The 25175-nt window shown below is 55.3% G+C and carries 28 protein-coding genes and 1 other annotated feature; of the genes, 6 read left to right on the top strand and 22 right to left on the bottom strand.

Translation table 11 applies throughout. The features are described from left to right. Window positions 1–80: 80 nt before the first annotated feature. The 5 genes from asd (at window position 81) to WMO17_RS02220 (ending at window position 4828) form a co-directional block, all read left to right on the top strand. Window positions 81–1163, top strand: coding sequence for an aspartate-semialdehyde dehydrogenase (asd, locus tag WMO17_RS02200; RefSeq protein WP_005942078.1), 1083 nt, complete (start codon window positions 81–83; stop codon window positions 1161–1163). 42 nt (window positions 1164–1205) lie between these two features. Further along, on the top strand, window positions 1206–2099 hold the full coding sequence (gene dapA / locus WMO17_RS02205; protein WP_298637900.1) for a 4-hydroxy-tetrahydrodipicolinate synthase: 894 nt from the start codon (window positions 1206–1208) through the stop codon (window positions 2097–2099). Between the two features lie 90 nt (window positions 2100–2189). After that, on the top strand, window positions 2190–2948 hold the full coding sequence (gene dapB, locus WMO17_RS02210) for a 4-hydroxy-tetrahydrodipicolinate reductase (RefSeq protein ID WP_097775500.1): 759 nt from the start codon (window positions 2190–2192) through the stop codon (window positions 2946–2948). Window positions 2949–3002: 54 nt separating this feature from the next. Continuing rightward, window positions 3003–4310: a CapA family protein gene (locus WMO17_RS02215; RefSeq protein WP_349137390.1), complete on the top strand. Its 1308-nt coding sequence runs from the start codon at window positions 3003–3005 to the stop codon at window positions 4308–4310. A gap of 50 nt (window positions 4311–4360) precedes the next feature. Further along, a complete protein-coding gene (locus WMO17_RS02220; RefSeq protein WP_097775498.1) occupies window positions 4361–4828 on the top strand; it encodes an ACT domain-containing protein in 468 nt (155 codons plus the stop codon). A gap of 92 nt (window positions 4829–4920) precedes the next feature. Here the strand turns inward: WMO17_RS02220 and tyrS are convergent, their stop codons facing one another. The 22 genes from tyrS to ligA all read right to left on the bottom strand — a co-directional run bounded on the left by tyrS (window position 4921) and on the right by ligA (window position 23953). Then, window positions 4921–6141, bottom strand: a complete 1221-nt coding sequence (gene tyrS, locus WMO17_RS02225; RefSeq protein WP_044953690.1) for a tyrosine--tRNA ligase — start codon at window positions 6139–6141, stop codon at window positions 4921–4923. Between the two features lie 64 nt (window positions 6142–6205). Next, window positions 6206–6461: a binding site (T-box leader), on the bottom strand. A 65-nt stretch (window positions 6462–6526) separates the two neighbouring features. Then, window positions 6527–8191 carry a DNA repair protein RecN gene (gene recN, locus WMO17_RS02230; protein ID WP_349137391.1) on the bottom strand — a complete coding sequence of 555 codons (1665 nt, stop codon included), beginning with the start codon at window positions 8189–8191 and terminating at the stop codon, window positions 6527–6529. Between the two features lie 21 nt (window positions 8192–8212). Further along, window positions 8213–8695, bottom strand: coding sequence for an arginine repressor (locus WMO17_RS02235; protein WP_005942062.1), 483 nt, complete (start codon window positions 8693–8695; stop codon window positions 8213–8215). Window positions 8696–8713: 18 nt separating this feature from the next. Next, the gene (locus WMO17_RS02240) at window positions 8714–9565 is read right to left on the bottom strand and encodes an NAD(+)/NADH kinase (RefSeq protein WP_005942060.1); all 852 of its coding nucleotides are present in this window, start codon (window positions 9563–9565) and stop codon (window positions 8714–8716) included. Between the two features lie 38 nt (window positions 9566–9603). Next, window positions 9604–10407, bottom strand: coding sequence for a TlyA family RNA methyltransferase (locus WMO17_RS02245; RefSeq protein ID WP_005942058.1), 804 nt, complete (start codon window positions 10405–10407; stop codon window positions 9604–9606). Continuing rightward, complete coding sequence (gene dxs / locus WMO17_RS02250; protein ID WP_349137392.1) at window positions 10404–12287, bottom strand: 1-deoxy-D-xylulose-5-phosphate synthase; 1884 nt, start codon at window positions 12285–12287, stop codon at window positions 10404–10406. Before dxs ends, WMO17_RS02245 begins: the two co-directional genes overlap by 4 nt. Before the next feature lie 68 nt (window positions 12288–12355). Continuing rightward, window positions 12356–12823, bottom strand: coding sequence for a divergent PAP2 family protein (locus tag WMO17_RS02255; RefSeq protein ID WP_005942054.1), 468 nt, complete (start codon window positions 12821–12823; stop codon window positions 12356–12358). Between the two features lie 32 nt (window positions 12824–12855). Next, on the bottom strand, window positions 12856–13737 hold the full coding sequence (locus WMO17_RS02260) for a polyprenyl synthetase family protein (protein ID WP_120079276.1): 882 nt from the start codon (window positions 13735–13737) through the stop codon (window positions 12856–12858). Further along, a complete protein-coding gene (gene xseB, locus WMO17_RS02265; RefSeq protein WP_223387585.1) occupies window positions 13737–13952 on the bottom strand; it encodes an exodeoxyribonuclease VII small subunit in 216 nt (71 codons plus the stop codon). The genes WMO17_RS02260 and xseB overlap by 1 nt, the downstream gene beginning before the upstream one ends. Next, entirely contained in the window at window positions 13930–15153 is a 1224-nt protein-coding gene (gene xseA / locus WMO17_RS02270) for an exodeoxyribonuclease VII large subunit (protein WP_349137393.1), read from the bottom strand. Before xseA ends, xseB begins: the two co-directional genes overlap by 23 nt. Beyond that, window positions 15141–16082 (bottom strand): tRNA (adenosine(37)-N6)-threonylcarbamoyltransferase complex transferase subunit TsaD, encoded by a 942-nt coding sequence (locus tag WMO17_RS02275; protein ID WP_097781770.1) that lies wholly within the window; start codon window positions 16080–16082, stop codon window positions 15141–15143. Before WMO17_RS02275 ends, xseA begins: the two co-directional genes overlap by 13 nt. Beyond that, entirely contained in the window at window positions 16079–16513 is a 435-nt protein-coding gene (gene nusB, locus WMO17_RS02280) for a transcription antitermination factor NusB (protein ID WP_349137394.1), read from the bottom strand. Before nusB ends, WMO17_RS02275 begins: the two co-directional genes overlap by 4 nt. Before the next feature lie 74 nt (window positions 16514–16587). Continuing rightward, complete coding sequence (locus WMO17_RS02285) at window positions 16588–16974, bottom strand: Asp23/Gls24 family envelope stress response protein (RefSeq protein WP_005942042.1); 387 nt, start codon at window positions 16972–16974, stop codon at window positions 16588–16590. 160 nt (window positions 16975–17134) lie between these two features. Further along, on the bottom strand, window positions 17135–17761 hold the full coding sequence (locus tag WMO17_RS02290) for a SpoIIIAH-like family protein (protein ID WP_005942037.1): 627 nt from the start codon (window positions 17759–17761) through the stop codon (window positions 17135–17137). Window positions 17762–17793: 32 nt separating this feature from the next. Further along, a complete protein-coding gene (locus WMO17_RS02295) occupies window positions 17794–18327 on the bottom strand; it encodes a SpoIIIAG-related protein (RefSeq protein ID WP_005942035.1) in 534 nt (177 codons plus the stop codon). After that, window positions 18324–18794, bottom strand: a complete 471-nt coding sequence (locus tag WMO17_RS02300; protein WP_349137395.1) for a hypothetical protein — start codon at window positions 18792–18794, stop codon at window positions 18324–18326. Before WMO17_RS02300 ends, WMO17_RS02295 begins: the two co-directional genes overlap by 4 nt. A 3-nt stretch (window positions 18795–18797) precedes the next feature. Next, the gene (locus WMO17_RS02305) at window positions 18798–19880 is read right to left on the bottom strand and encodes a stage III sporulation protein AE (protein ID WP_349137396.1); all 1083 of its coding nucleotides are present in this window, start codon (window positions 19878–19880) and stop codon (window positions 18798–18800) included. Further along, window positions 19877–20260, bottom strand: coding sequence for a stage III sporulation protein AD (locus WMO17_RS02310; protein ID WP_349137397.1), 384 nt, complete (start codon window positions 20258–20260; stop codon window positions 19877–19879). The genes WMO17_RS02305 and WMO17_RS02310 overlap by 4 nt, the downstream gene beginning before the upstream one ends. Beyond that, on the bottom strand, window positions 20257–20451 hold the full coding sequence (gene spoIIIAC, locus WMO17_RS02315) for a stage III sporulation protein AC (RefSeq protein ID WP_005942027.1): 195 nt from the start codon (window positions 20449–20451) through the stop codon (window positions 20257–20259). Before spoIIIAC ends, WMO17_RS02310 begins: the two co-directional genes overlap by 4 nt. 18 nt (window positions 20452–20469) lie before the next feature. Further along, window positions 20470–20934 (bottom strand): hypothetical protein, encoded by a 465-nt coding sequence (locus WMO17_RS02320; protein ID WP_294647422.1) that lies wholly within the window; start codon window positions 20932–20934, stop codon window positions 20470–20472. Then, window positions 20931–21824: an ATPase, T2SS/T4P/T4SS family gene (locus WMO17_RS02325; protein WP_349137398.1), complete on the bottom strand. Its 894-nt coding sequence runs from the start codon at window positions 21822–21824 to the stop codon at window positions 20931–20933. Before WMO17_RS02325 ends, WMO17_RS02320 begins: the two co-directional genes overlap by 4 nt. 128 nt (window positions 21825–21952) lie before the next feature. After that, entirely contained in the window at window positions 21953–23953 is a 2001-nt protein-coding gene (gene ligA / locus WMO17_RS02330; protein WP_173012910.1) for an NAD-dependent DNA ligase LigA, read from the bottom strand. A 622-nt stretch (window positions 23954–24575) separates the two neighbouring features. On the opposite strand from ligA, the gene WMO17_RS02335 reads away from it, so the two are divergent. Next, the gene (locus WMO17_RS02335; RefSeq protein ID WP_349137399.1) at window positions 24576–25151 is read left to right on the top strand and encodes a uracil-DNA glycosylase; all 576 of its coding nucleotides are present in this window, start codon (window positions 24576–24578) and stop codon (window positions 25149–25151) included. Window positions 25152–25175 lie beyond the last annotated feature (24 nt).

Here is a 25175-nt window from a genome sequence, read left to right on the forward strand (position 1 = left end):
GCTGTCCGGTTTGCAAGCCGTGAATCTATGTAATAGAAATATTTATTGAGTTCGCTTTCACGAAAGGAAAGGTGCTGGAAATGGAAAAACAGTATAAAGTGGGTATCGTAGGTGCGACTGGTATGGTCGGTCAGCGTTTTGTGACGCTGCTGGAAAATCACCCCTGGTTCAAGTTGACCGTTCTGGCTGCATCCGGCCGCAGCGCCGGCAAGACCTATGAGGAAGCTGTCGGTCCCCGTTGGGCCATGACCTCCCCCATGCCGGAAAGTGTCAAGAAGATGGTAGTTTTGGATGCATCCAAGGTGGAAGAGGTTGCTTCTCAGGTGGATTTTATCTTCTGTGCAGTCAACATGCCCAAGGATGAGATCAAGGCTCTGGAAGAGGCCTATGCAAAGGCTGAGTGCCCGGTGGTGTCCAACAACAGTGCAAACCGCTTTACCCCGGATGTGCCCATGGTGGTGCCCGAGATCAACGCCGACCACATCGAGATTATCCCCGCACAGCGCAAGCGTCTGGGCACCAAGCGCGGCTTTATTGCCGTCAAGTCCAACTGCAGCCTGCAGAGCTATGTTCCCGCCCTGCACCCGTTGATGAAGGATTTTGGTGTCAGCAAGGCTCTGGTATGCACCTATCAGGCCATTTCCGGTGCAGGTAAGACCTTTGACCGTATGCCCGAGATCGTGGACAACGTGATCCCCTACATCGGCGGCGAGGAAGAAAAGAGCGAGCGCGAGCCGCTCAAGCTGTGGGGCCACATTGAGGGCGACCATATCGTGAACGCCGAAAAGCCGGTGATCACTGCACAGTGCTTCCGCGTGCCTGTCTCCGACGGCCACACCGCTGCCGTGTTTGTAAGCTTTGAGAAGAAGCCCACCAAGGAGCAGATTTTGGAGGCATGGGCAAACTTCCGCGGCCCCGCACAGGAGCTTGACCTGCCCAGCGCACCCAAGCAGTTCCTGCATTACTTCACCGAGCCGGATCGTCCGCAGCCCAAGCTGGACCGCAACACCGAGAACGGCATGGCTGTGTGCATCGGCCGCCTGCGCGAGGACACCCTGTTTGATTACAAGTTTGCCTGCATGAGCCACAACACCCTGCGCGGTGCTGCAGGCGGCGGCGTTCTGCTGGCAGAGCTGCTGGCCGCAAAGGGCTATTTCGACTAAGTATATTTTGCGCAAAAGCGCATACAAAGGAGTTTTTAGTCTATGAAGAATCCTGTCTTTACCGGCGCGGGTGTTGCCATTATCACCCCGATGTACGAGGACGGAAGCATCAACTTTGACGAGCTGGGCCGCATTATTGAGGATCAGATCGCGCACCATACCGATGCCATCATCATCTGCGGCACCACCGGCGAGTGCTCTACTATGACCGATGAGGAGCAGCTTGCCGCCATCAAGTATACGGTGGATGTTGTCAACCACCGCGTGCCCGTCATTGCAGGCGCTGGCTCCAACGATACCGACCACGGCTGCGCACTGGCCGCAAAGTCTGCCGAATGCGGCGCAGACGCTCTGCTGATGGTGACTCCCTATTACAACAAGACCTCTCAGGCTGGTCTGGTGGCTCACTTCACCGCCATGGCTGAGGCTGGCGGCATCCCGGTAATCATGTACAACGTGCCTTCCCGCACCGGCCTGAACATTGCCCCGGAGACTGCTCTGGAACTGAGCAAGCATCCTCTGATCAACGGCATCAAGGAAGCTTCCGGCAACATCTCTCAGGTAGCCAAGATCGCACAGCTGTGCGGCGACGAGCTGAACATTTATTCCGGCAACGACGATCAGGTGGTTCCCCTGCTGGCTCTGGGCGGCAAGGGTGTCATCAGCGTCGTGTCCAATGTCAAGCCGGAGCTGGTGCACAACTGCTGCAAGGCATTCTTTGACGGCGATACCGCCAAGGCCCGTGAGCTGCAGCTGGAAATGCTGCCGTTGGCAGATGCTTTGTTCTGTGAAGTGAACCCCATTCCGGTGAAGTACGCCATGAATGTGCTGGGCTGGGAAGCTGGCGAGTGCCGTCTGCCTCTGGTAGAGCCGAGCGAGGCACACAAGGAGTATATTGAAAAGGCTCTGCGTGCAGAGGGTCTTATTACAGAATAAGTTTTTGGCTGCAAAATGCCCGGCGGAGCGCTCTGTCCGGGCATTTTGCGATATGCCGATATGCAAAACGGGCAGGAAAGGATAAAAATTATGACGGATATTGTGATTCAGGGCATCGGCGGCCGCATGGGCCATGTGCTGTGTGATATGATCGCACAGCGCGAGGACTGCCGCGTGATTGCAGGCATCGACATAAAGGATGGCGAACAGAACGGCATCCCTGTGTATGACAGCCTAGAAAAGCTGGACGGCAAGGGCGATGTGATCATCGATTTCAGCTCTCCGGCCGCTGTGGAAAAGGCTCTGCCCTACTGTGAAGCTCACAAGCTGCCCATCGTGGTGTGCACCACCGGCCTTTCGGAAGAGCTGCAGCTCAAGGTGGTGCAGCTATCCCGCACGGTGCCGGTGTTCAAGAGCGCTAATATGTCCATGGGCATCAATGTGCTGTCGGAGCTGTGCAAGCGCGCATCGGCGATTCTGGGTGTGAACTACGATGTTGAGATCGTGGAGCAGCACCACCACAACAAGCTGGATGCTCCCAGCGGCACTGCACTGATGCTGGCCGATGCCATCAACGAGCAAAACAATGGCGAATATCATTATGTTTACGACCGTTCTTCTGTCCGCCAGAAGCGCGACCCGAAGGAAATTGGTATCAGTTCTGTGCGCGGCGGCAGCATCGTGGGTGATCACGAAGTGCTGTTCTGCGGCCCGGACGAGGTGATCACCCTCAAGCACACCGCTTACTCTCGCAATATTTTTGCAAACGGCGCTGTGAATGCAGCAGTTTACCTTGCAAAAAAGGAGCCGGGCCTGTACAATATGGGTGATATGATCGCTGCACTTTAAAAAGCCTGATTGCTCTGCTTTTGGCAGAAACAGGGTGGAAGGATGTGGACGCGGATGAGCAAACAATCCTCGCAACAGCACCGGCGCAGGCCGACTGCAAAACGCCGCGCCAGAAGGCAGGCTTTCTGGACAGCCGGAGCGATGCTGATCGTATTTCTGTTCTGCCTGCCATTGCTGCCAAAGTTCTTTCTGCAGGAAAGCATACCGACGGCAGAACCGGTGAGCACGGAAAGCTCTTCTGCAGGTTCTGCCACTGTATCACAGCCGGAAGAAGCAGAGCCTGCGCCAGAGCCGGAACCGCAGCCGCTGGTTCAGACTGTCTGCTTTTCTGCAACAGGAGATAATCTGATCCACGCTCCCATTTATAAGCAGGCGCAGCGCCGCGCTTCCGGAGAGGAAGCTTACAGTTTCGATTACTGTTACGAACATATTGCGCCTTTTTATGCACAGCATGATGTGAACTGGATCAATCAGGAAACGCTCTGCACGGATGAATTGGAGCCATCCTCCTACCCATGCTTTTCTACGCCGGGCGATTGCGCCCGTGCGCTTTACCGGGCGGGTGTGCGGGTGTTCAGCCTGTCCAATAACCACACCTACGATAAAGGCGCTTCCGGCATTGCCGCTACCCTGCGCTTCTGGGGCAGTATGCCGGAGGATGTTGTAACGATCGGTTTGTGGAAGGGAGAAAGCGACTACGGTCATGTCCCGCTGCAGACTGTCAATGGTGTAACGATCGCATATCTTTCCTACACAGAGCATACCAATGGCATCCCGCAGAACAGCTCCATGCAGGCCAATGTGATCTATACCAGCCAGACCGATGTGATCGAGCAGCAGGTAAAAGCGGCACGTCAGCTTGCAGATTTTGTGGTGGTGGGTGTGCACTGGGGCGTAGAAAACAGCCATGCCATCGCAGATCCGCAGCGAACTCTGGCGCAAAACCTTGCAGACTGGGGTGCAGACTTGATCATTGGCACCCACCCGCATGTGCTGCAAAATGCACAGTGGCTGACTGCAGCAGACGGCAGGCAGGTGTTCACGGCCTATTCTCTGGGCAATTTTATCAGCACGCAGGAAAAGCCCAATCAGCTGGTCGGCGCAATTTTATCGGTTCAGCTTGAAAAAACGACCGAACCGGACGGCACTGTCCGTTGCAGCGTGCTCTCTCCCAGACTTCTGCCGACGGTGACCCACTATGATGCAGGCAAATCCAATGTGCGTACCTACCTGTTCCGCGATTATACCGAAGCCCTTACAAAGGCCCACGGAGTACGGAAGGCGTATCCAGATTTCAGCCTGGAAATGATTCAGTCCATTGCCCGGGAAAATATCGACCCGGAGTTTTTGCAGCTTACCTGAATATTTTTGTATTGTTGAAGCCCGCCTTTCGGGCAGAACGGAGGATCCTTATGTACGGAGTATCGAAGATCAATATTGAGCCGAGCCTCATGATGATCAGTGTGCAGGATGTAGAGTTCAAGGGCAACAGTCTGGCACGTTACCTGCAGATTTTTGCAGATAACGGTGTGGTCGTAGATATGATCAGCCAGAGTGCACCCCATGGCACCACCATTGATTTCAGCTTTACCGCTTCCAGCAGTGATCTTCCGCTGGTGATGAAGGCTATTTCCGTTGCAAATCTGGACAAGGATGCCAAGGCTTCTCCGCTGATCAGCGTGGGTTATTCCAAGCTGAACCTGTTTGGTGAAGAAATGGTCACCAGCTGCGGCGTAGCTGCCCGTGCACTGAATTCTCTGGCAATGGCCGGCATTGAAGTACTGCTTATCACCACCAGCGATCTGGATATTTCCCTGCTGGTCCACGCAGAGAATGAGGATGCAGCTTACGAAGCATTGAAGAAGGCTTACGAGCTGTAAATTCTGCAAGCAAGCGAGCAATCCTCCATCAAGTGAAAAAATGCCGGTGCACTCCAAAACAGAGTACACCGGCATTTTCATGTTCAATATTTTTACAGAGTGACTTTGTGGTAGATCTTCTTGCCCTTCTTGATCACAATACCCTTTGCCAGCTGCTCAGCAGTGAAGCCAACGGTGGGAGCGGCTACCTTCTCGCCATCCACCAGAACACCGCCCTGCACGACCAGACGGCGTGCCTCGCCGTTGGATGCTGCCAGACCAGCCTTGACCATCAGGGTCAGGATGCCGATGGAGCCATCGGTCAGGTCGGCCTCGGTCAGCTGAGTAGAAGGCATGTGCTCGGTATCCATTGCGCTGCCGCTGAACAGTGCGCGGGCAGCATTCTGGGCCTTCTCGGCCTCTTCTTTGCCATGGACCATGCTGGTCAGCTCGTAAGCCAGAATTTCCTTAGCTTCGTTCAGGCGCTGATCCTTCCATGTGCTCATCTCGTCGATCTGCTCCAGCGGCAGGAAGGTGAGCATACGGATGCACTTCATCACATCGGCATCGCCCACATTGCGCCAGTACTGGTAAAACTCGAATGGACTGGTCTTGTTGGGGTCCAGCCAGACGGCATTGCCGGCGGTCTTGCCCATCTTCTTGCCCTGAGAGTCGGTCAGCAGGGTGATGGTCATAGCATAAGCGTCCTTGCCCAGCTTACGGCGGATCAGCTCGGTGCCGCCCAGCATGTTGCTCCACTGGTCGTCGCCGCCGAACTGCATGTTGCAGCCGTAGTGCTGGAACATGTAGTAGAAGTCGTAGCTCTGCATGATCATGTAGTTGAACTCGAGGAAGGACAGGCCCTTCTCCATGCGCTGCTCGTAGCACTTGGCGCGCAGCATGTTGTTCACGGAGAAGCAGGCACCCACATCACGCAGCAGTTCCACGTAGTTCAGGTTCAGCAGCCAGTCTGCATTGTTCAGCATCAGTGCCTTGCCCTCAGAGAAGTCGATGAACTTTTCCATCTGCTTTTTGAAGCATGCGGCATTGTGGGCGATATCCTCTTTGGTCAGCATCTTGCGCATGTCGGTACGGCCAGAGGGGTCGCCGATCATGGTAGTGCCGCCGCCGATCAGGGCAATAGGCTTGTTGCCTGCCATCTGCAGGCGCTTCATCAGGGTCAGGGCCATAAAGTGGCCTGCGGTCAGGCTGTCGGCAGTGCAGTCAAAGCCAATGTAAAAGGTTGCCTTGCCATTGTTGATCAGGTCGATGATCTCTTCATCGGTGATCTGGGCCACCAGGCCGCGGGCCTTGAGTTCTTCGTACAGAGTCATGATTTTTTCCTCCTGTTTGTGGGCAGAGGGAAAAATAAAACACCCCCTGCCAAAAATGAATTTGGCAGAGGGCGAGAAAATTCGCGGTACCACCTCTGTTTGCCGCTTCCTCACAGAAACGACCTCACGAGTGCACACCCCAGAGTAGAGAGACACTCCTGCGTTTGTAACGCTCGCACGCGGCACAGCCTATTAACCTGAACGGCATTCAGCCTGCAGCTCCGGGAGGTATTTCCCCTGCTGCTCTGCGGCCCCTTACACCAACCGGGGTTTCTCTGGGCAGAACACTTCAAGGTACTTGTTCCCTTCATCGCCATTAACAAAGACTACTTTATCACAATGCTTCGGGCTTGTCAACCCCTTATCTGCAGCGGCTTATTTTGGCTTATTTTGCGCCAAGACCCAGCATTTCGCGGGCATTGGCACGCGAAAGCTCGGTAACGTGGTCGCCGGAGATCAGCCGGGCCAGTGCTTCCACCCTGCCCTCCTCATCCAGCGGATGGATCTCGGTATAGGTGCGGTCATTGGCTACATTTTTCTGAATCAGCAGATGGCAGTCGGCCAGTGCAGCGATCTGGGCTGTATGGGTGATGCACAAGATCTGGTGGCCCTGTGCGCTCTGGCGCAGTACCTCACCAATACGCCCGGCGGCTTTGCCAGAAACACCGCTGTCGATCTCATCATAGATCACGGTAGGCACGGCATCCTTATCGGCCATTGCATTTTTGATGGCCAGCGTGATGCGGCTCAGCTCGCCGCCGGAAGCAATTTTTGCAAGGGGTTTGGGCGCCTCACCGGGGTTTGTGGAAATATAGAACTCGATGCTGTCCTGCCCATGGCTTGCCAGCGGGCCGCGGGTATGGCGCAGTGTCATGCGCACGCCCGGCATGTTCAGAAAATCCAGCGTGCCGGAAATACGCTTGTTCAGCTCTTCAAAAGCGCGCAGGCGCGTCTGGGTCAGTGCTTCTGCCTTTTCACGGGCCAGCGCATAAAGGCGGAGCTTTTCTGCCTGCAGGTGGTCATGCCGCTCCTGTGAGGACTGGATGCGCTCCAGTTCTTCCCTTGCATTCTGTCCAAAAGCGATCACGTCTTCTACCGTATCACCATATTTGCGCTTGAGCTTGTAGATCAGATCCAGACGCTGCTCAATCTCGTCCAGCTCCGCATCGTTGGTATCATAGGAATCCAGCCGACCGATCAGATCTGCGGCAACATCCTTTGCATTGTAATACAGATCCAGCAGCTGACTGGATGCACCGGCAAGTGCATCATCCAGCTGCGCGGCAGCATCCACTGCATTGGATGCCTCACCCAGCAGATCGACTGCGCCGGAGGCCTCGTCATCGCCCGAAAGCAATGCATAGCTCTGTGCGATCTTATCCCGGATGGCAGATGCATTGGCAAGGATCTTGCGGCGGCTTTCCAGCGTCTGTTCCTCTCCGGCGGTCAGTCCGGCATCCTCGATCTCCTGCACCTGATAGCTCAACAGATCGATCCTGCGCTGCTTTTCGGCTTCGTCGGTGATCATGGCATCCAGCTCCCGCTTGATACGCACAAGCCCCCGGTACAGGACATAATAGTCCTGAAACTCCGCGCTGTTCTGCGCATAATCATCCAGAATGCCCAGATGTCTTGCCGGGTTCAGAAGGCCCACAGAGTCGTGCTGACCGTTGATATTGATAAGTCCTCCGCACAGCTCCCGCAGAACCGCAGCCGTTGCAGGCATTCCGTTGATGCGGCAGGTGCTTTTGCCCTCGGCTGTGATCTCGCGGCTGAGCATCAGTGCATCCGAGCGCTCGTAGCCCGCCTTCTCAAGGCTGTCCAGCACCGTACCGGGCACCTCCTCAAAGGCTGCACGGATCACCGCCTTGGAGGCCCCTGTGCGCACAAGATCCTTTGAAGTGCGGTTTCCCAGGATCGCATTGATGGAATCGATCAGGATCGACTTGCCGGCACCAGTCTCACCGGTAAGAACATTCAGGCCCGGCTTGAAATGTACTTCAGCCTTCTGGATCACAGCAACATTTTCAATTTGCAGGCTGCTCAGCATATCTTTTCTCCCGCGTTATTTTTATCCAATGTGTCTCGTCAGTTCCGAGCAGATCGTTTTTGCATCACGCTCCGACCGTGCAACGATCAGGAACGTGTCGTCGCCCGAAAGCGTGCCGACCACATTTTTCCACTGCAATGCGTCAAAAACCTCGCATGCGGCGTTGGCCATGCCAGAATAGCACTTTACCAGCACAACATGTCCGGCGTAATCTACCCCCAGCACGGATTCATGAAAGATCGTTTCAAACCTTCCCTGCGTTTTGGGGTTGAAGCTTTCGTTCCGGCTGGAGACATAGCGATACCCCTCTGCCGTGGCAGCTTTTACCAAACACAGCTCCCGGATATCGCGGGAAACGGTGGCTTGTGTTACCTCGAATCCCTCTTTGGAAAGGTGATCCAGCAGAACTTCCTGCCGGCTGATCGGGTGTTCCTGCACAAGCCGGAGAATCACCTGCTGACGTTCTCCCTTGCTTTTTACATCTTCCTTACGGCTGCGCGCCATCGTAAACTCGCCTCCCCTTTATCGTCTGCTGCGAAGCTTCTGGTCAATGGCCTGGAACTGATCTGCTTTTCCGAAGGTGATCAGCTTTACCACCTGATCGGAGAGCCTTACTTCAGCCGTTGCGCCGGCCTTGAGCGGACAGCCAGCTCTGCCATCGCAGCTGATAAACACTTCATCATCGGCCACCTGTCCCACACAGATATTCAGCTTGCGCTCCTGCGCAAACACCATGGCCGGGCTGGCCAGACTGTGCGGGCAGATAGGCGTTACAACAACGCCCTTCGTCTGGGAATCCAGGATCGGCCCGCCCGCCGCCAGCGAATACGCTGTGGAGCCGGTGGGCGTTGCAACGATCACACCGTCCCCACGGTAGTGCTCTACTAAAATATCATCGCAGTAAATGCTGAAATCGATCGCCTGCTGCAGGCGGCCCTTTGTGACCACCACGTCATTCAGGGCGTGGCCCTCCCAGCCATCGTGGCCAAGAACGCGGACATACAGAAGCATCCGGTTGTCTACGCTGAACTCTCCCCGTGCAACAGCGGAGAGCTTGGCTTCCATCTCGCTGACTTCGCAGGTAGCCAGAAAACCACAGCGTCCCAGATTGATGCCCAAGATCGGCTTTGCGTACCGAAGCGAAAGATTTGCCTCATGCAGAATGGTGCCGTCGCCGCCAATGGTCAGGATCACATCTGCCTGCTCAAGGCATTCCTCCAGCGGCAGATAAACCACTCCGGCCGTGCTGCAGCTTGTGCGTGGCTGTTCACACATCAGAACAGCTGCACCATGGTTCATTAGAATCTGCGCCGCGCGCAGTGCAATCTCGTTGGCAGAGGTCTTGCCGGGATTCGGCGAAATATAGATCGTCATGCGGGAAGCTCCTTTTTCTGGTCTGATGGCAGAGCCGCTCAGCGGTCCAGCGTGCTGTGGCTTGCCGCCACCACCTGCTCTGCAACGCTGTCGTCCAGCACGGAAGGTTCACCGCTCTTCTGCACGAACATCAGGTATTCAATGTTGCCCTCAGGTCCCTTTACCGGGCTGAAATCCAATCCGCGTACAGCAAAACCGTTTGCAGCAGCATAGCCCATAGCATTGTGCAGCACTTCACGGTGGGTAGCAGGGTCGCGCACCACACCGTTCTTGCCAACCTTTTCGCGTCCAGCTTCAAACTGCGGCTTGACCAGACAAACGCCCATGGCATCCGGCGTTGTGATTGCCTGTGCCACCGGGAAAATATGGTGCAGCGAGATAAACGAGACATCCACACTGAAAAACTCGATCTGCTCGGCAAGATCCTCCGGTTTGACATTGCGGATGTTCGTGCGCTCCATGTTCACTACGCGCTCGTCTGTGCGCAGACTCCATGCAAGCTGTCCATAGCCGACATCCACCGCATAAACCTTGACGGCACCGTTCTGCAGCATGCAATCCGTAAAGCCGCCGGTAGATGCTCCAATGTCCATGCAGACCTTGCCATTGGGTGTAAGCGGGAAACACTTCATAGCTTTTTCCAGCTTCAGGCCGCCGCGGCTGACATAGCCAATGTCGTGCCCGCGCACTTCCACCTTGGCATCTTCCTTGATCATCTCTCCGGCCTTGTCCACCTTTTGCTCATTGACAAAAACGATGCCGGACATGATCAGCGCCTTTGCGCGCTCACGGCTCTGTGTCAGACCATGCTGAACAAGATATTGGTCCAATCGAATCTTCACAGTAAATTTTCTCCTTTCGTCACGGCCATCTGCACGGCCTGTACAAGATGCGCTGCATCCAGACCGGTTGCCTGTTTGATCTGTGCCACACTGGCATGCGGAAGACATGCGTTCCGCACCGCACAATGGATAAAGCGCCCATTCCATTCGTTTTGCTGCAAAGCATATTCCAGATGTTCACCAATGCTTCCGTTTGCAATGCATTCTTCCGCAAACAGGATTATTTTATATTTCGACAGATCAGCGATCATTTTGTCTGTAAAGGGATACAGCTTTACAGCCTTTATCACATCACACGCAATGCTTTTTTGCTGTAATTCACGTTCTGCCTGCAAAAGGTCGGCCAGTTCGTCGGCGTAACTCACCAGAACGATTGTTGCATCATCCGCCTTGCGCAGGAAATCATAATCTTCGCCGGTGCAGCCAAATTCCGCCAGAGTTGCATCCTGCCCACCGCGGGGATAACGAATTGCCCGTGGGCCATGGAAGCGGTCACTCAACAGCTGCTGCAGCCAGTAATTCAGTTCCTGATAATTGGAAGGCGCATACAGCGGCATTCCAAGCTGGCTCAGGAAAGCGGGATCGTAAATGCCCTGATGCGTTTCGCCATCCGCTGGGACAAAACCGGCGCGGTCGATGGCAAAAACTACATTCTCTCGCAGCAGATTTACGTCGTGGATGATCTGATCATAGGAACGCTGCAGGAAGGTGGAATAAATGCATACCACCGGCAGCATGCCCTGACTTGCAAGCCCGGCAGCAAAGGTCACAGCGTGCTGCTCTGCCATACCGACATCAAAAAAACGCTCCGGGTGGCTGTGTGCAAAAAACTGCAGGCCGGTGCCATACTTCATTGCTGCAGTGATGGCGCAGATATTCGGGTTCCGGTCGCCTTCCGTCACAAGAGCATTGCCAAATACCGTCGAGAACGATTCCTTTGGTGCCACCTCCGGGTCGGGCATTCCATCCGGATCAAATGCCGACACGCCGTGATAGTTGCCGGGGTTTACTTCGGCCGGCTGATAGCCCTTGCCCTTTTTTGTGATCACGTGCAGAAAATGTGGCCCTTGCCGGTTGCGGATGGTGCGCAGTGTGCGTTCCAGCTCTTCTACGTTGTGGCCATCCACCGGCCCGATGTACTGGAAGCCCATATCCTCGAACATGGTAGAGTGGTACATTGCCCGACGCAAAAGCGTCTTGCACTCGGTGATGTTTTTTTTCAGTGGAGCGCCCACCAGCGGTACTCCATCCAAAAAGCTGCGCACATTATCCTTGGCATCAAAATAGGCCGTGGTCGTGCGCAAATGAGTCAGATAGCGGGCAAGTGCACCGACATTTTTAGAAATGGACATCTTGTTGTCGTTCAGGATCACAAGAAGGTTGTCCAGCTGTTCAATGTTGTTCATGCCCTCGTAGACCATGCCGCCGGTAAAGGCACCATCGCCGATCACCGCGACCACAAGCCCTGCTTCATGATGCAGCTTTTTGGCCCACGCCATGCCGATCGCAAGCGAAAGCGCCGTGTTTCCGTGCCCGGCAATGAATGCATCGTGTTCACTCTCGTTTGGGTTCGGGAAACCGGAGATTCCGTCGAGCTGACGCAGCTTATCAAACTGTCCGCGCCGACCCGTAAGGATCTTGTGTGTGTAGCACTGGTGACCGACATCAAACACGATTTTGTCCTGTGGTGTATCCAGAACACGGTGCAGCGCAACGGTAAGCTCTACCACGCCAAGGTTTGAGGCAAGATGGCCGCCCGTCTTGGAAATATTCTCCAGCAGAAACTGGCGGATCTCCGCGCACAGCTGTTTCACCTGCTGTTCATTCAGTTGCTTTAAATCTCTGGGCTGATTGATGCTGTCCAGCAGCAATGCTCCCATAAATCACACGTCCTTCAAATGAAGATTTTCTGTTGCTGCAGTGCGTTCCTGCGTGAAAAAAGAATGTCTCAAGCCAGCGGATACAGGAAGCCGACGGCTGCGCCGACCAGTACGCCTGCCACGACCTGCAGCGGCGTATGGCCGACCATCTCCTTCAGATGCATGTTCTGCAGGAAAGGAGCATTCTTCTCGCTCACTTCGATCCACTGATCGATCATCTGGTTCAGGACCTTGGCCTGCTCGCCAGTCTCATGCCGCACGCCCATGGCATCGTGCATGGTAATGATTGCCACCACGCTTGCCACTGCAAAAATGGCAGAGTCAACACCCACACAGCGTCCGGTTGCAATGACCATGGCACAGACCGTTGCGCTGTGGGCACTGGGCATACCGCCATCACCCCACATGCGTTCCAACTGGAACTTGCCCAGCAGGATAAAATTGATGATGGTTTTAAGCACCTGCGCCACAAGCCAGCCGAGCAGTGAAACCGTAAGGATCTGATTGAAAGACAGGATGTTTTGAATAAGCTGCATAATCTTTTTCCTTTATTCTGTATGGATTATTTTTAGTTTTTACGCACAAGAAGCTGCTGCGCAAGCTGTTCCAGAAACGCAGCTTTTTCGCCAAAATTCCGGTGCAGTTCCGTGCAGGTCTCCTGATTCAGGTCATGTGCAAGCTTCATGGCACCTTCCGCACCATAAAGGGTCACAAAGGTAGTCTTTCCATTTTCGCTGTCGCTGCCAATGGGCTTGCCCAGCTGTTCCGGTGTGCTGGTAACATCCAGTACATCGTCCACGATCTGAAAAACAAGACCCAGACCATAAGCATACTGTTCCAGCGCTCTGCACTGTGCTTCATCCGCTTTGGCCGCAGCCGCACCCATCTGAATGGCTGCATTGATCAGCGCACCCGTTTTATTGCGGTGGATCAGCCGAAGCTGGTCTTCTGTTGCGGCCAACGCTTCGTATTTCAGATCCAGTTCCTGCCCATAGACCATGCCGCGGCTGCCAGCGCCTGCACCCAGTGCCCGCGCTGCCTGTACACAGACAGACGCATCTGCCGGGGCATTGGCGACTGTCTCAAATGCTTCTGTCAGCAGCACATCACCGGCCAGCATGGCAGTTGCTTCGCTAAACGCCTTGTGGCAGGAAGGACGGCCGCGGCGCAGATCATCATTGTCCATGCAGGGCAGGTCATCGTGAATGAGCGAATAGCAGTGCAGCATTTCTACAGCAGCTGCAAACTGCTGTGCCGCCTGCATACTGCCGCCCAGCATATCGCAGACGCTGAGAACAAGAACTGCACGGATCCGTTTGCCGCCGCCCATCAGGCTGTAGCGTGCCGCACGGCACACCTCGGATTCTTCCGGCAGAAAACGGCCGCAGGCCTTTTCCAGCGCGGCCATTGCCTGTGCCAGATAATTCTGATACTGCTCCTGATAGTCCATTAGCTTTCCTCCTGCACTGTGCCCGCAAGCTTTGCGTCGATCTCGTCGATCTGCAGCGATGTTTTTTCCAGTGCAGCATGGCAGTACTCCATCAGAGAAGCGGCCTCTGCATACAGTTTGACCGAATCTGCAAGGGTCGTATCCTCGCTCTGCATCTGTGCAAGGAGCGTATTCAGCCGTTCCATGCCTTCCTCAAAACTTTTGGGTGTTCTCATTGATCTCCTCCACCGCTTCCACCCTGCACTTTGCACGGCGGGAAGCGCTGCGAACATAGATTGTTTTTTCCGGCTGCAGATCATCTGCATTTAAAATAGTGCCGTTGGCTGCTGTGACCATCGTGTAGCCGCGCGCCAGCACCTGGTATGGATCCAGCGAACCAGTAAGTGCTGCCGCATGACCCAGCTGTAATTCTGCAGAATGCAGACGTTTCTGCATCTGCTGACGGATGGCATCCTGCACCTGCTGCAGCTGACCCTGACTTTTTTGCCAGTTTCGGCGTGCAAGGCCCTGCTCCAACACAAAGTTGTATTGTTCCAGACCATTATAGCATAAATCAAAACGTTTTTGCATATTTTTGCGAATATTTTGCTGCAAATCCAGCAATATCCGCTCCTGCTCTGCCCGATCCGGTACGGCCAGCTCTGCTGCAGCCGAAGGTGTGGGGGCACGGCAGTCTGCCACAAAATCCAGAATGGTATAGTCGATCTCGTGGCCGATTGCGCTGATCAGTGGTTTTTTGCAGCGGTATGCAGCCCGGGCGATCATCTCTGCGTTAAAGACCCACAGGTCTTCCCGGCTGCCGCCTCCGCGTGCAACGATGATCTCGTCCACCTCTTTGCGCTGATCCAGCTTTTTGATGGCATCGGCCACCTGCTGCGCGGCTTCAAACCCCTGCACTGTCACCGGACACAGCAGCAGCCGTACCGATGGCCAGCGCCGTGTGAGCACATTGCGGATGTCCTGCAGGGCAGCTCCCGTCTTGCTGGTAACAACACCGATGCATTTAGGAAATTCCGGCAGCGGCTTTTTGTGCTCCGGTGCAAACAGGCCCTCCTGCTCCAGTTTCGCCTTGAGCTGTTCCAACGCCAGCTGTGCGGCACCAATGCCATCCGGGAACATATCGTTCACGTACAGCTGAAATGCGCCGTCGCGCTCATAAAGGGTAGCGCGGCAGCGCACGACTACACGCATTCCCTCTTCCGGGCGGAAAGCAAGGCGGCGTGCATCAGTGCGGAACATTACCGCTTTGACGCTGCAGACATCATCCCGCAGAGAAAAATAGCAGTGCCCGCTGCGCGCATTCTGTACAAAATTTGCAATCTCGCCGCGCAGGGCAAGGTCAAACAAAGCATCGTTGGCATCCAGCAGCGTTTTTACATAACGGTTGAGTGCTGAAACGGTAATCACTTCAGCCATAATCCGGCCTCCCGCGCTGCCAGGATCGAAACACCGATGGCATTATCGCTGGAATACTGTCCCGGCACAAAGTAGACCTGCGGCAGACGTTTCTGCACCCATGCACGGATGATATCGCTGCTCATCACTCCGCCAGCACATACCACCGGCAGGCCGGGGTATTCCTTCTGTGCAGCTTTGGTCATTTTTACCACTGTATCCGCCACACAGAGCAGGCAGTACTTGCACACATATTCCGGCGTTTTGCCTGCGGCAAGCAGGGCATTGCACTGGTTTTCCAGCCCGGAAAGGCTGCATTGCATCCCCTTCACGCTGGATTTTGGCTTGATCTCCTCAGTGCACTGTGCAGCCAGACGGGAAACCTCGGCACCCGCCGGGAAGCCAAAGCCAAGCCTGACCCCCACACGGTCCACAGCCTGTCCGGCATAAAGGTCTGTGCTGGTGCCAAGCGTTGTGATCCGGCGCACCTGATCGCAGAGCAGCAGGTCCGTGGTGCCGCCGGAAATATGGAACAGCAGAACTTTTTCAGCAAACAGCTGTTCCCCCTTAGCTGCAAACAGCGCTGCGGCAGCGTGACCCTGCTGATGGGTCGTCAGCACAAGTGGGATCCCTTTTGCATGTGCAAAGGCCGTTGCAGCATTGACACCTGCAAGAAAGCAAGGCATATAGCTGCCTTCTACCGGGCGGGGCTTTTGCGATACGCCCACAGCATCGATCTGCGTCAGATCAAATTCCTGCGCCAGTTCCTGCATCATCTCCGGCAGCGCGACCGTATGATGAAACAGTGCATCGCTTTGCCGCAGGCCCAGCTGGCCCGCTTTTACCGGCAAAAAGCGCTTCTTTGCGCAAACAACCTCTCCAGCTGTATCAAACACTGCCAGAGAGGTTGCATAGTTGCTTGTATCAATGCCAAGCGTATAACGGCTCACTGTTCGGCCTGCTCCGTATCCAGACCGTGATCCCGGGCCACTGCGCCAAGCAGACCGTTCACGAACTGGTAATCTTCGTCCGCACCATACTTTTTCGTCAGTTCCACCGCCTCGTTGATGGCAACACCGGGCTTATTCTCGCCGCCAAACAGCATCTCGGCAACTGCCAGACGCAGGATGGTCAGGCTGACACGAGGCAGGCGCTCCATGGTCCAGTTGCGCAGATGTGCACGGATCTCATCATCCACCTCGGCAGAATGATCGTAGTATGCGTTCAGCAGATGCTTGCTGAAACCATCCACAGGGTGCTCTTCATCGTTTTCTTCATGGCTGGTAATGGCCTCTGCCAGCGGGATATCACCAAAGGTCTGCGAAAATGCCAGCAAAAATGCATTCTCGCGTGCTTCTCTACGGGGCAAAATATTTTCCATAATGTTCCTCTCGCAGCACGAAGCCTCTCCGGCCAGAGCACAGAGAGGATCGGCTTCCAATTCTGAATTTTATTTTACTTCTCTGCTGCAGTGGTTTCTGCAAGGCCGGCAATCACCAGATTGACGCGGCTCACAGTGACATTGGTCATGTTCTGCACAGCATTCTTCACGTTTTCCTGCACCTTTTCGGCTACAGCAGGAATGCGTGCGCCAAAGCTCATCATCAGGTTCAGAGTGATGTTTGCGGTACCATCCCGCATTTCCACCACAACCGGAGACTGGATGCTGGATGCTTCCAGCAGATCCTTGAGCTTTTTATTTTGTCTGCCGCAGGAAACCTCGGCAACGCCGTCAATTTCCAATGCTGCGCAGCGTGCGATCTTGCCAATGACTTCGGTGGAGATCTGAAGGCTGCCGCCCCGAAGATCTGTATTCTGAAAATCCATTGTGTTGTCCTCCATTCAAAAGCGGGCACAGCCTGCTTTTTCTTGTTTGAAATGGTCCTGCCTGAAACGATCAATGCCATACGCAGGACAACATCATTCTTTATTGATAGAGTTATTATACCATCAAAGCGGGTGCGATTTCAATACTTGTTTCGGAAAACTCTGCCGCACCTTCTTATTTGACCTCCACCACCGTGATGTTCTGGGCAGTCACAGTGCTTTTGTTCAGCACCACATCCCGGATCTGTGCCACCTGTGCCGCTGTGAGCGGTTCACCGGAGGTCATCACGGTAAGGTCTGCCCGGCCGGACTGCAAAAAGCACAGGCAGTCTGCAAAACCTTTGGCTTTGATCAGCGTTTCGATCTCATTCTCCGCATTCAGATCTTCCAGATTTGCGGTCATCTGGGCGGTATATTCCTTCTTTTCCTCTGCGGAAAGCGACGAGGATTTCATCGTTTTCTTGATGGAATCCATCGCCTCATCGTGGGCCTTCTGTCGCTTAAGCCGAGCCTGCTCAAAAAACTTTGCACCGCTGTCACTGGCAACGCTTACAAGCTGCGCTTCACCATAGTTTTTGTTGGCGCTGGACACCGCTTCGGCCTCTGTGGGCAGCTCATCCAGAACCGTCTGCGCCTGTACCGGGACATCCTCAGCCTCTGCCGCGACCATTGCAGCATTGTCCGGCAGTTCCGTGGGCACATCGCTGCGGGCGTACTGCCAGTTCAAGTATACGGCGATCACCAGTGCGGCAGCCAATGTAACAGCTGTGGCCCTGCGGGTATTTCTGGAAAGTGCTCTCATAAATCGTTCCTCCTTATAAAAGCTGCAGGGTCTCAGCCCTTGCGCTGTTCCACACAAATGCGGTTGGATGGCAGATCCAGCAGTGCGCTTACCAGTTCGGTGATCCGGGCAGCAACGCGGATGTCTCCGCCGCCCTCGCACAGCACGGCCACACCGCACACCTGCGGCAGACATACCGTTTCGGTCAGGGCTGAACCATCTTCCAGCAGAACATGGGTCTGCTGGGACTGCATTTCTCCGGATTGTGTATCCAGCGCATAAATGGCTTCTTCCCCAGTCTCCAGCGTGACCATCACGGTCGTTTTGCCCGCACCGCTCATCTGTGAGATCAGATGTTCCAGCCGGTTCTCCAGCTGTGCCTGATATTCCGTGCTGCTCTGGACAGGCTTTGTGTTTTTTGTGCTGCCCGCTGCCGTGTTCTGCGGAAAAAGTTCCGACAGCAGGATCAGCAGCATTGCCAGAACGCCTACTGCCGCAGCAAGCCTTGCTCTGCCCTGTTTCCCTTTGCATTTCCGGGCAAAATCTTTCACGGAATCTCCGAACGAAATGCCCCCTGCTTCTTTCATTCGGTGTCCTCCTGCACTTCCAGTATCGGTGCCATGCCAAGCTCCTGCTGCAGATATGCCGCGATCCGGCTCTGCTCTGCGGATGTGCACGCCGACGGGAGGATCACAAGCACCTTTTCTGCCCGAACGGTCTGTTCTGTCCGGGTCAGTGTGATCTCCAGTTTCACCTTTGTACCAAAGCGCCGCTCACACTCTGCGCAAAGATCCGCTTCCAGCCGTTCCTGCGTTCCCTGTAAGAGCGATGTCTCCGTACTCTGGATGCTGACCGCTGCCGGAGCAGCCGCCGCTGCACTTTTCAGTTCCAGCTTCATCTGCGGAGCCAGCCGGAACAGGATCACTAGAATATATAGCCCGGCAACGGCTTTTATGCATCTGCCCGCCCAGCCTGCGCCCACCAGCAGCGTCGTGATCTCCGCACAGATACAGGCAATGCAGAACGCCGATGCCGCCGTCTGAAATGCGTGCATTTCCTATCCGCCTCCCGTCATCATCAGAAGCCCCACGCCTACCGTCAGCAGTTCAAAAAACAGTGCCGTTACTGCTGCCATGCATTTTACCGCTTCGGCCATGCAGTCAAACAGCGCCTGACAGCGCCGGTTCTCCGCAAGGCCGCACAGAAGCCTGCATCCTGCAAGGAATAGCAAATGGAGCAGAAGCTGCAGATACAGTGGCAGAAATTCGGCCCCGATCACGGCAAGTGCCGCAAAACCCAGACTGCTTTTGAGCAGCTGCATCCCGGCAAGAAATACTTCTGCCGTATCGCTCAGAGCCTGCCCGATCACCGGCACGCCGCCGGTAAGCAGCTGGCCCAACCGCAGTGCAGAACGGTCCAGCTGAACTGTTACCGCTCTTTGCAGCCCTAACAGCACTGCAAAAATCCGCCCAGCCCAGACAAGCCCCCTGCGCAGCAACGCGCCCATGACACGGCACGTTTCCGAAAGCCCCTGCTGAGTGCTGATGCAGCACGCCATGCTTACCGCAAGGTAGCTCTGCAGCAGCGGACTGACCACAAGCACCGTACCCTGTGCCAGAAAGCACAGCCCGGTCAGCAGCAGACCGCTTGCCGCTGTGCTGGCATTCACCTCTCCACCGGCAGCGAGCACACCGCTGTACACCGGAAGAAAACCCAGAAGGTAGTTTTTCCACCCCTCCATCCGCTCACAGGTCAGCTGTGCAAGGCTGATCAGATCTCCCCACAAAAGAGTGCCGCAGCCCACAGCCGCAGCCAGTTCCAACAAAGCGCTGTCGGCTGCTCCTCCCACCAGAAATGAAAGCACGATCAACAACAGTAAAAACAGCAGAACATCCGCATAGCAGTGTGCCATCTGCCGGATCATCTCTGCCGGTGATCCCGGCAGGAGCGCAAGCAGAGCTTTGAGCGGATCTTTGGCAAAGGACTCTGCGCTTTGCGGAGCTTTTTCCAGATAAGGCTGCCAAAGCTCCTGTCCGGGCAGGCCCTGCAGCTGTGCCGCAGCGGCATCAGGTGCAAAAGCCAGAAAGCATACTGTGCACAATACAAACGCTGCCGCTTTTTGCAGGAATTTTTTTATCATGCGGCAAGCCCCCAGATCTTCTGGCAGATCTCTTCCAGCAGAGGAAATGCTGCCGCCAGAACCAAACATCGGCCCGCAAACCCGGCGCACCATGCCAGAGTGTCCGCACCAGCTTCTTCGCACAGGGTCCGCGCGTAATCGGTCAGCAGCAAAATTCCGGCACAGCGCAGCAGGCAGGCAAATGCAGGCCCGTCCACCCGGCGGCTGAAAGCCAGTACATTCCGAAGCAGCTCCTGCACCACCGCTCCAAGCTGCAGCAGCACAAACAATGCTGCGCCAACGGACAGCAGAAACGCATAGGCCGGTGCATCCTTCCGCAGCAGAAGCTGCGCCGCTGCAAAGACGACCACTGCCCCCAGAATGGAAAAAGATGTACTCATAGTGCAAACAGCGACTTGATGGTAACGAACAGTGCGCTGATCTGCTTGACAAGGATGGAAAGCACTACCACAAGACCCGCAAGGGTCGTCATCATGGCCTGATCCTCCCGGCCGGAACGGATCAGCAGCTGGTTCAGGACTGCCACGATAATACCGATCGCTGCAATTTTGAACACAAGATCGATCTCCAAGTTTTCGTCCTCCTGCCACTACAAAAGAATCAGTGCTGCCACCGCACCGGCTGCAAGGCCAAGCCTGCACGGTAAGCCTTGCCCGGATGCCGCTTTCTGCTGCGCCTGGTGCAGGAATGCTTCAAAACGGGCAGAGTAATAATCCAGTCGTTCGCATTCCTGTGCCGCTTCGCTTTGGCCAAGGCCGGCAAAGCACTGCTCAAAGCAAAGGCGTTCCGCATCATCAAATCTTTCCGGTGCCGGAATTTCCTGCAGTTTAGGTGCTGCATCGCTTTCCAACAGCTTTTCCTGCACGAGACACCGCTGCAGCTGTTCCAGATCCAGCCTGCGGTAAGCGATCTCCTGCCGGATGCGCTGCAGCAGCTCCACGGTGCGCTGCAACTGCAGGATATGCTGCTCTGTTCTGGCCTGAAATGCAGAGCCGGTCAGCCACCCGCACAGCAGGAGCAGTGCAGCCGCTGCCCAATGGAAAAGCCGCATCATACCGTGCAGACCCGCCGGACTTTTCCCGGCGTTGTGCAGCCGTGCAGCAGTACAAATACACGCAGCATTCCATGCCGCTGCAGCGCCTGCACCTGCGGCCGCCGGGCGGCTTCTTCTACGCTTGCGGCATGGACGCTTGCAACAAAGTCCACCCCGCTGTAAAGGCCCTGTTCCAGCGCTGCAGTTTCGGCAAGCGTGCCCAGCTCGTCCAGCAAAATAACCTGCGGCGAAAGCGTGCGCAGTGCCATCTGCACAGCCCGTTCCTTAGGGATGCCGGACAGCAGATCCAGCGGCGGCATCTTCTCGGAATCACCCGGCGGAAAGATTTCGCAGCGCTCGTCCACCACGCAGGCTCGCCGCTGCATCCCGGCCAGTTCTCGTGCGATCTGACGCAGCAGCGTCGTCTTGCCGCTGTCCGGCTCGCCGACCAAAAGCATCCCAATAAAATGCTTTTTCAGTTGCACCAGAAGTTCGTCCGGCAGCTGTACCGGAACCGCCCTTGCAATGCGCAGGTTCAACCCCTGCACCTGCTGCAGAACCGTCTGGCCGTCGCGATCCACATAGCGTCCTGCCACACCCACCCGGCAGCCGGAGGGTGTGGTCAGAAATCCATGCGCAAGCTCCGTCTGGTGTGCATGTACCGCGCCGCCGCACAGGGTGTGAAAGATCTCTTCGATCTGAAACTGATCCAATACACACTCCCTCAGCTGCAGCGGGCACTCCGGCAGGTCCTGCAGCGGGAGCTGCCGACCCGACAGTGTAACAAAAACACCACAGCCTGTCCGGAACCGAAGTTCATGGATCTGCGCTGCCGTCTGTGCTGGCAGCTGTCCCAATGGCCCGGCCAGCCATGAGGGAAGCAGGCGTATCGCCCGATAATACTCATCCACACTGTCCTCTCCTTTTTCAGGCTCATTGCCTGCTATGAGTATATGCCTGTCCCTGCCGGATAGAACCTGCGGACATAAAAATATCCCCGCAGCACAAAACTGCGGGGATATCCATTGGAGCGGTTTTATCAGGTGTTTTCGTCGCTGATCATTGCCAGAAATTCTGCCTCGGTCAGCACCGGGATGCCAAGCGCCTGCGCCTTGGTCAGTTTGGAGCCTGCTGCCGTGCCTGCCACAACATAGGCCGTTTTCTTTGAAACAGAACCGCTGGCCTTACCACCGTTTTTCACGATCAGTGCTTCCGCCTCATTGCGGGAAAGAGTTTCCAGCGTGCCGGTGACCACCAGCGTTTTCCCTGCCAGCTTATCGCCCTTCGGTTCGCCCTTCCACTGCATATTCAATCCGGCATCGGCCAGACGATGGACAAGGTCGGTCGTTCCCTCTTTTGCAAAGAATTCCACGACGCTCTGCGCCATTACGCCGCCAAACCCATCGATCTCGCTGATCTGCTCTGCACTTGCTTCCCGGACAGCCTGCAGCGTACCGAAATGCTCTGCCAGCAGGGCTGCAGCTTTATCGCCAATGTTGCGGATGCCAAATCCGAACAGGAGCTTATCCAGATTGTTCTGCTTGGAAGCCTCGATGGCGTTCAGCAGGTTATCGGCGCTCTTTTCCTTGAACTTATCCAGCGTCAGCAGCTGTTCCCGCGTCAGCGTGTAGATATCCGCTGCGGAGTGCACCATGTCCTTCTCCACCAGCTGGGTGGCAACTGCTGTGCCAAGGCCCTCGATATCCATTGCATCGCGGGAAGCAAAATGGATGATATTGCGCAGTGCCTGTGCCGGGCACTCGGGGTTAACACAGCGCAGAGCTGCTTCATCCTCCAGATGAACGACTGGTGCACCGCAGGAGGGGCAGACCGTGGGCATCTCATAGGGCTGTGCATCCTCTGCGTGATGGGTAACACCGATCACTTCCGGGATGATATCACCCGCCTTGCGCACCTGAATGGTATCGCCGATGCAAAGGCCGAACTGATGGATAAAATCCTCATTGTGCAGGGTCGCGCGGGCAACGGTAGTACCCGCCAGAAAGACAGGGTCAAAGCAGGCCGTCGGGGTAAGAACACCAGTGCGGCCAACTGCGACCTCAATGCTGCGCAGCGTTGTCTCCTTTACCTCTGGCGGATACTTAAACGCAATTGCCCAGCGTGGGAATTTGTTGGTGGAACCCATCAAATCGCGCTGTGCAAAATCGTTCACCTTGATCACTGCACCATCCATATCAAAATCCAGTTTGGCACGGTTCTGGCCGATCTGCTCGATCTCGGCAATGGCCTGCTCAATGTCATGCACGATATGATAGCGCGGCGAGACCGGCAGGCCAAGGCTCTTGAGGTAATCCAGACTTTCAGCATGCTTGGTAAGCGTTTTGCCGCGGATCTGCTGCACATTGAAAACAAAGATAGAAAGGCCCCGGCTTCCGGTGATCTTTGCATCCTTCTGGCGCAGCGAACCGGCAGCCGCATTGCGCGGATTTTTAAAGGGCGCTGCGCCCTGCAGCTCCTGCTCTGCACACAGCTTCTGGAACGCGCCATGCGGCATATATACCTCACCGCGCACTTCCAGAAATTCCGGTGCATCCTTCAACTTTTTGGGAATGCTGCGGATGGCGCGGACATTGGCGGTCACGTCCTCGCCCACCACGCCATCGCCGCGGGTAGAGGCACGAACCAGCTCACCGTTTTCGTATTCCAGACTGCAGGAAAGGCCATCGATCTTGATCTCCACCACATACTCCGGCTCTATGCCGGCTTCCCGCACGCGGCGGTCAAAATCCCGCAGCTCATCATACGAAAATGCATCCAGCAGGCTTTCCATTTTTACCGCATGGGTCACCTTGGGCAGCTTGCTGCTGGCCGTGCCGCCTACCTTCTGGGTAGGCGACGATGCCGTGACCAGCTGCGGAAACTGCGCTTCCAATTCTTTCAGTTCCCGGGTCAGAGCATCATACTCAAAATCTTCAAGCTCCGGGGCATCCTGATCATAGTAAAGCCGATTGTTTTTCTCGATCACAGCGCGCAATTCTTCCACGCGCTTTTTTGCCTGTTCCAACTCCAAAAGTTCCACTCTCCCGCTATCCGGTTTCTCCCGCGCTGCCGTCCGGCACTACCGCCTGAAAATGCATCGCAGAAAACTATTTTGATTATAACACATCCAGCCGCGCTCTGCAAAGAGAAAGCAGATACAATTTGTATAAGTGCTTTGAAATCTGCGTGTGTAATCGTTTTCAATCATCACTGTGGATTGATTTAAAATCAACGCGTGGAGATACTCTTTGTTTATTCTTTTGATAAAGTAACGTTTTATCGTGTGATTTCTCCACATCCATGACGAGTGAATCGTCCTGTGGTATCGTTAAGTCGCCAGCCAAAACACACACAGAAAGGGCAACGCATTCGTCGTGAATGCTTTAGGCCTTGTCCCCCCGGCATCGTCCTCATGATGGTCGTGTTCCGTTCGTCACCACGGCAAAGAAAGCCGGTGTGGATGAGCATGTCATTAAAAAGATTGCCGGCCACTGTATTGATGATGTTGCCGAAAAGTCGTATACTAAAAGAGGCATTGAGTGGATTCGTCATTTCATGCAATGCATCGTACCATCCTAGATTTTGTACTATTATTTTAGGAGAAAAGCTGTTCCGATTTGTGAATTAAGTATCATACCGTTTCAAGAGGAGATCAAGCCGCCATGGATTGGGAAACATTAAGATCAAGCTGTCTTGCCTGCACCCGCTGCGAGCTGTGCAAGACCCGCACCAATGTGGTGTTCGGTCAGGGTGTGGAAGATGCCGAAGTTCTGTTTGTGGGCGAAGGCCCCGGCCAGAATGAGGATGAGCAGGGTCTGCCCTTTGTGGGGCGCAGCGGCCAGCTGCTGAACAAATATCTGTTTGCCATCGACCTTGACCGCACGAAGAACTGCTATATTGCAAACATCGTCAAGTGCCGCCCGCCGCAGAACCGTGACCCCCAGCCTGCTGAGAGCGAAGCCTGTATGCCCTGGCTGCGGGAGCAGTTCCGCCTGCTGAAGCCAAAGATCGTGGTCTGCCTTGGCCGCATTGCCGCCCAGCGGATGATCCGAAAGGATTTCTCCGTGACCAAGGAGCATGGCCAGCTGTACGAAAAGGGCGGCATCCTGTTCATGGGTACCTTCCACCCTGCCGCTCTGCTGCGCAGCCCGCAGAACAAGCCTGCAGCCTTTGCTGATTTTACTGCCCTGCGGGACAACATTGAAACGGTATGCAAACATACCTATCATAAAGACTGAATCATTCCCGCTGCAAGAACCAAA

The sequence above is a fragment of the Faecalibacterium faecis genome, assembly GCF_040096475.1.
Classification (GTDB): domain Bacteria; phylum Bacillota; class Clostridia; order Oscillospirales; family Ruminococcaceae; genus Faecalibacterium; species Faecalibacterium taiwanense.

Bases quoted from the DNA above. Each gene is read 5' to 3' on its own strand.
- asd (WP_005942078.1), top strand. From the start codon at position 81: ATGGAAAAACAGTATAAAGTGGGTATCGTAGGTGCGACTGGTATGGTC.
- dapA (WP_298637900.1), top strand. From the start codon at position 1,206: ATGAAGAATCCTGTCTTTACCGGCGCGGGTGTTGCCATTATCACCCCG.
- dapB (WP_097775500.1), top strand. From the start codon at position 2,190: ATGACGGATATTGTGATTCAGGGCATCGGCGGCCGCATGGGCCATGTG.
- WMO17_RS02215 (WP_349137390.1), top strand. From the start codon at position 3,003: ATGAGCAAACAATCCTCGCAACAGCACCGGCGCAGGCCGACTGCAAAA.
- WMO17_RS02220 (WP_097775498.1), top strand. From the start codon at position 4,361: ATGTACGGAGTATCGAAGATCAATATTGAGCCGAGCCTCATGATGATC.
- tyrS (WP_044953690.1), bottom strand. From the start codon at position 6,141: ATGACTCTGTACGAAGAACTCAAGGCCCGCGGCCTGGTGGCCCAGATC.
- recN (WP_349137391.1), bottom strand. From the start codon at position 8,191: ATGCTGAGCAGCCTGCAAATTGAAAATGTTGCTGTGATCCAGAAGGCT.
- WMO17_RS02235 (WP_005942062.1), bottom strand. From the start codon at position 8,695: ATGGCGCGCAGCCGTAAGGAAGATGTAAAAAGCAAGGGAGAACGTCAG.
- WMO17_RS02240 (WP_005942060.1), bottom strand. From the start codon at position 9,565: ATGACGATCTATATTTCGCCGAATCCCGGCAAGACCTCTGCCAACGAG.
- dxs (WP_349137392.1), bottom strand. From the start codon at position 12,287: ATGGGAGCATTGCTGCTGGACAGCATCAATCAGCCCAGAGATTTAAAG.
- WMO17_RS02255 (WP_005942054.1), bottom strand. From the start codon at position 12,823: ATGCAGCTTATTCAAAACATCCTGTCTTTCAATCAGATCCTTACGGTT.
- WMO17_RS02260 (WP_120079276.1), bottom strand. From the start codon at position 13,737: ATGGACTATCAGGAGCAGTATCAGAATTATCTGGCACAGGCAATGGCC.
- xseB (WP_223387585.1), bottom strand. From the start codon at position 13,952: ATGAGAACACCCAAAAGTTTTGAGGAAGGCATGGAACGGCTGAATACG.
- xseA (WP_349137393.1), bottom strand. From the start codon at position 15,153: ATGGCTGAAGTGATTACCGTTTCAGCACTCAACCGTTATGTAAAAACG.
- nusB (WP_349137394.1), bottom strand. From the start codon at position 16,513: ATGGAAAATATTTTGCCCCGTAGAGAAGCACGCGAGAATGCATTTTTG.
- WMO17_RS02285 (WP_005942042.1), bottom strand. From the start codon at position 16,974: ATGGAGGACAACACAATGGATTTTCAGAATACAGATCTTCGGGGCGGC.
- WMO17_RS02290 (WP_005942037.1), bottom strand. From the start codon at position 17,761: ATGAGAGCACTTTCCAGAAATACCCGCAGGGCCACAGCTGTTACATTG.
- WMO17_RS02295 (WP_005942035.1), bottom strand. From the start codon at position 18,327: ATGAAAGAAGCAGGGGGCATTTCGTTCGGAGATTCCGTGAAAGATTTT.
- WMO17_RS02300 (WP_349137395.1), bottom strand. From the start codon at position 18,794: ATGCACGCATTTCAGACGGCGGCATCGGCGTTCTGCATTGCCTGTATC.
- WMO17_RS02305 (WP_349137396.1), bottom strand. From the start codon at position 19,880: ATGATAAAAAAATTCCTGCAAAAAGCGGCAGCGTTTGTATTGTGCACA.
- WMO17_RS02310 (WP_349137397.1), bottom strand. From the start codon at position 20,260: ATGAGTACATCTTTTTCCATTCTGGGGGCAGTGGTCGTCTTTGCAGCG.
- WMO17_RS02320 (WP_294647422.1), bottom strand. From the start codon at position 20,934: ATGATGCGGCTTTTCCATTGGGCAGCGGCTGCACTGCTCCTGCTGTGC.
- WMO17_RS02335 (WP_349137399.1), top strand. From the start codon at position 24,576: ATGGATTGGGAAACATTAAGATCAAGCTGTCTTGCCTGCACCCGCTGC.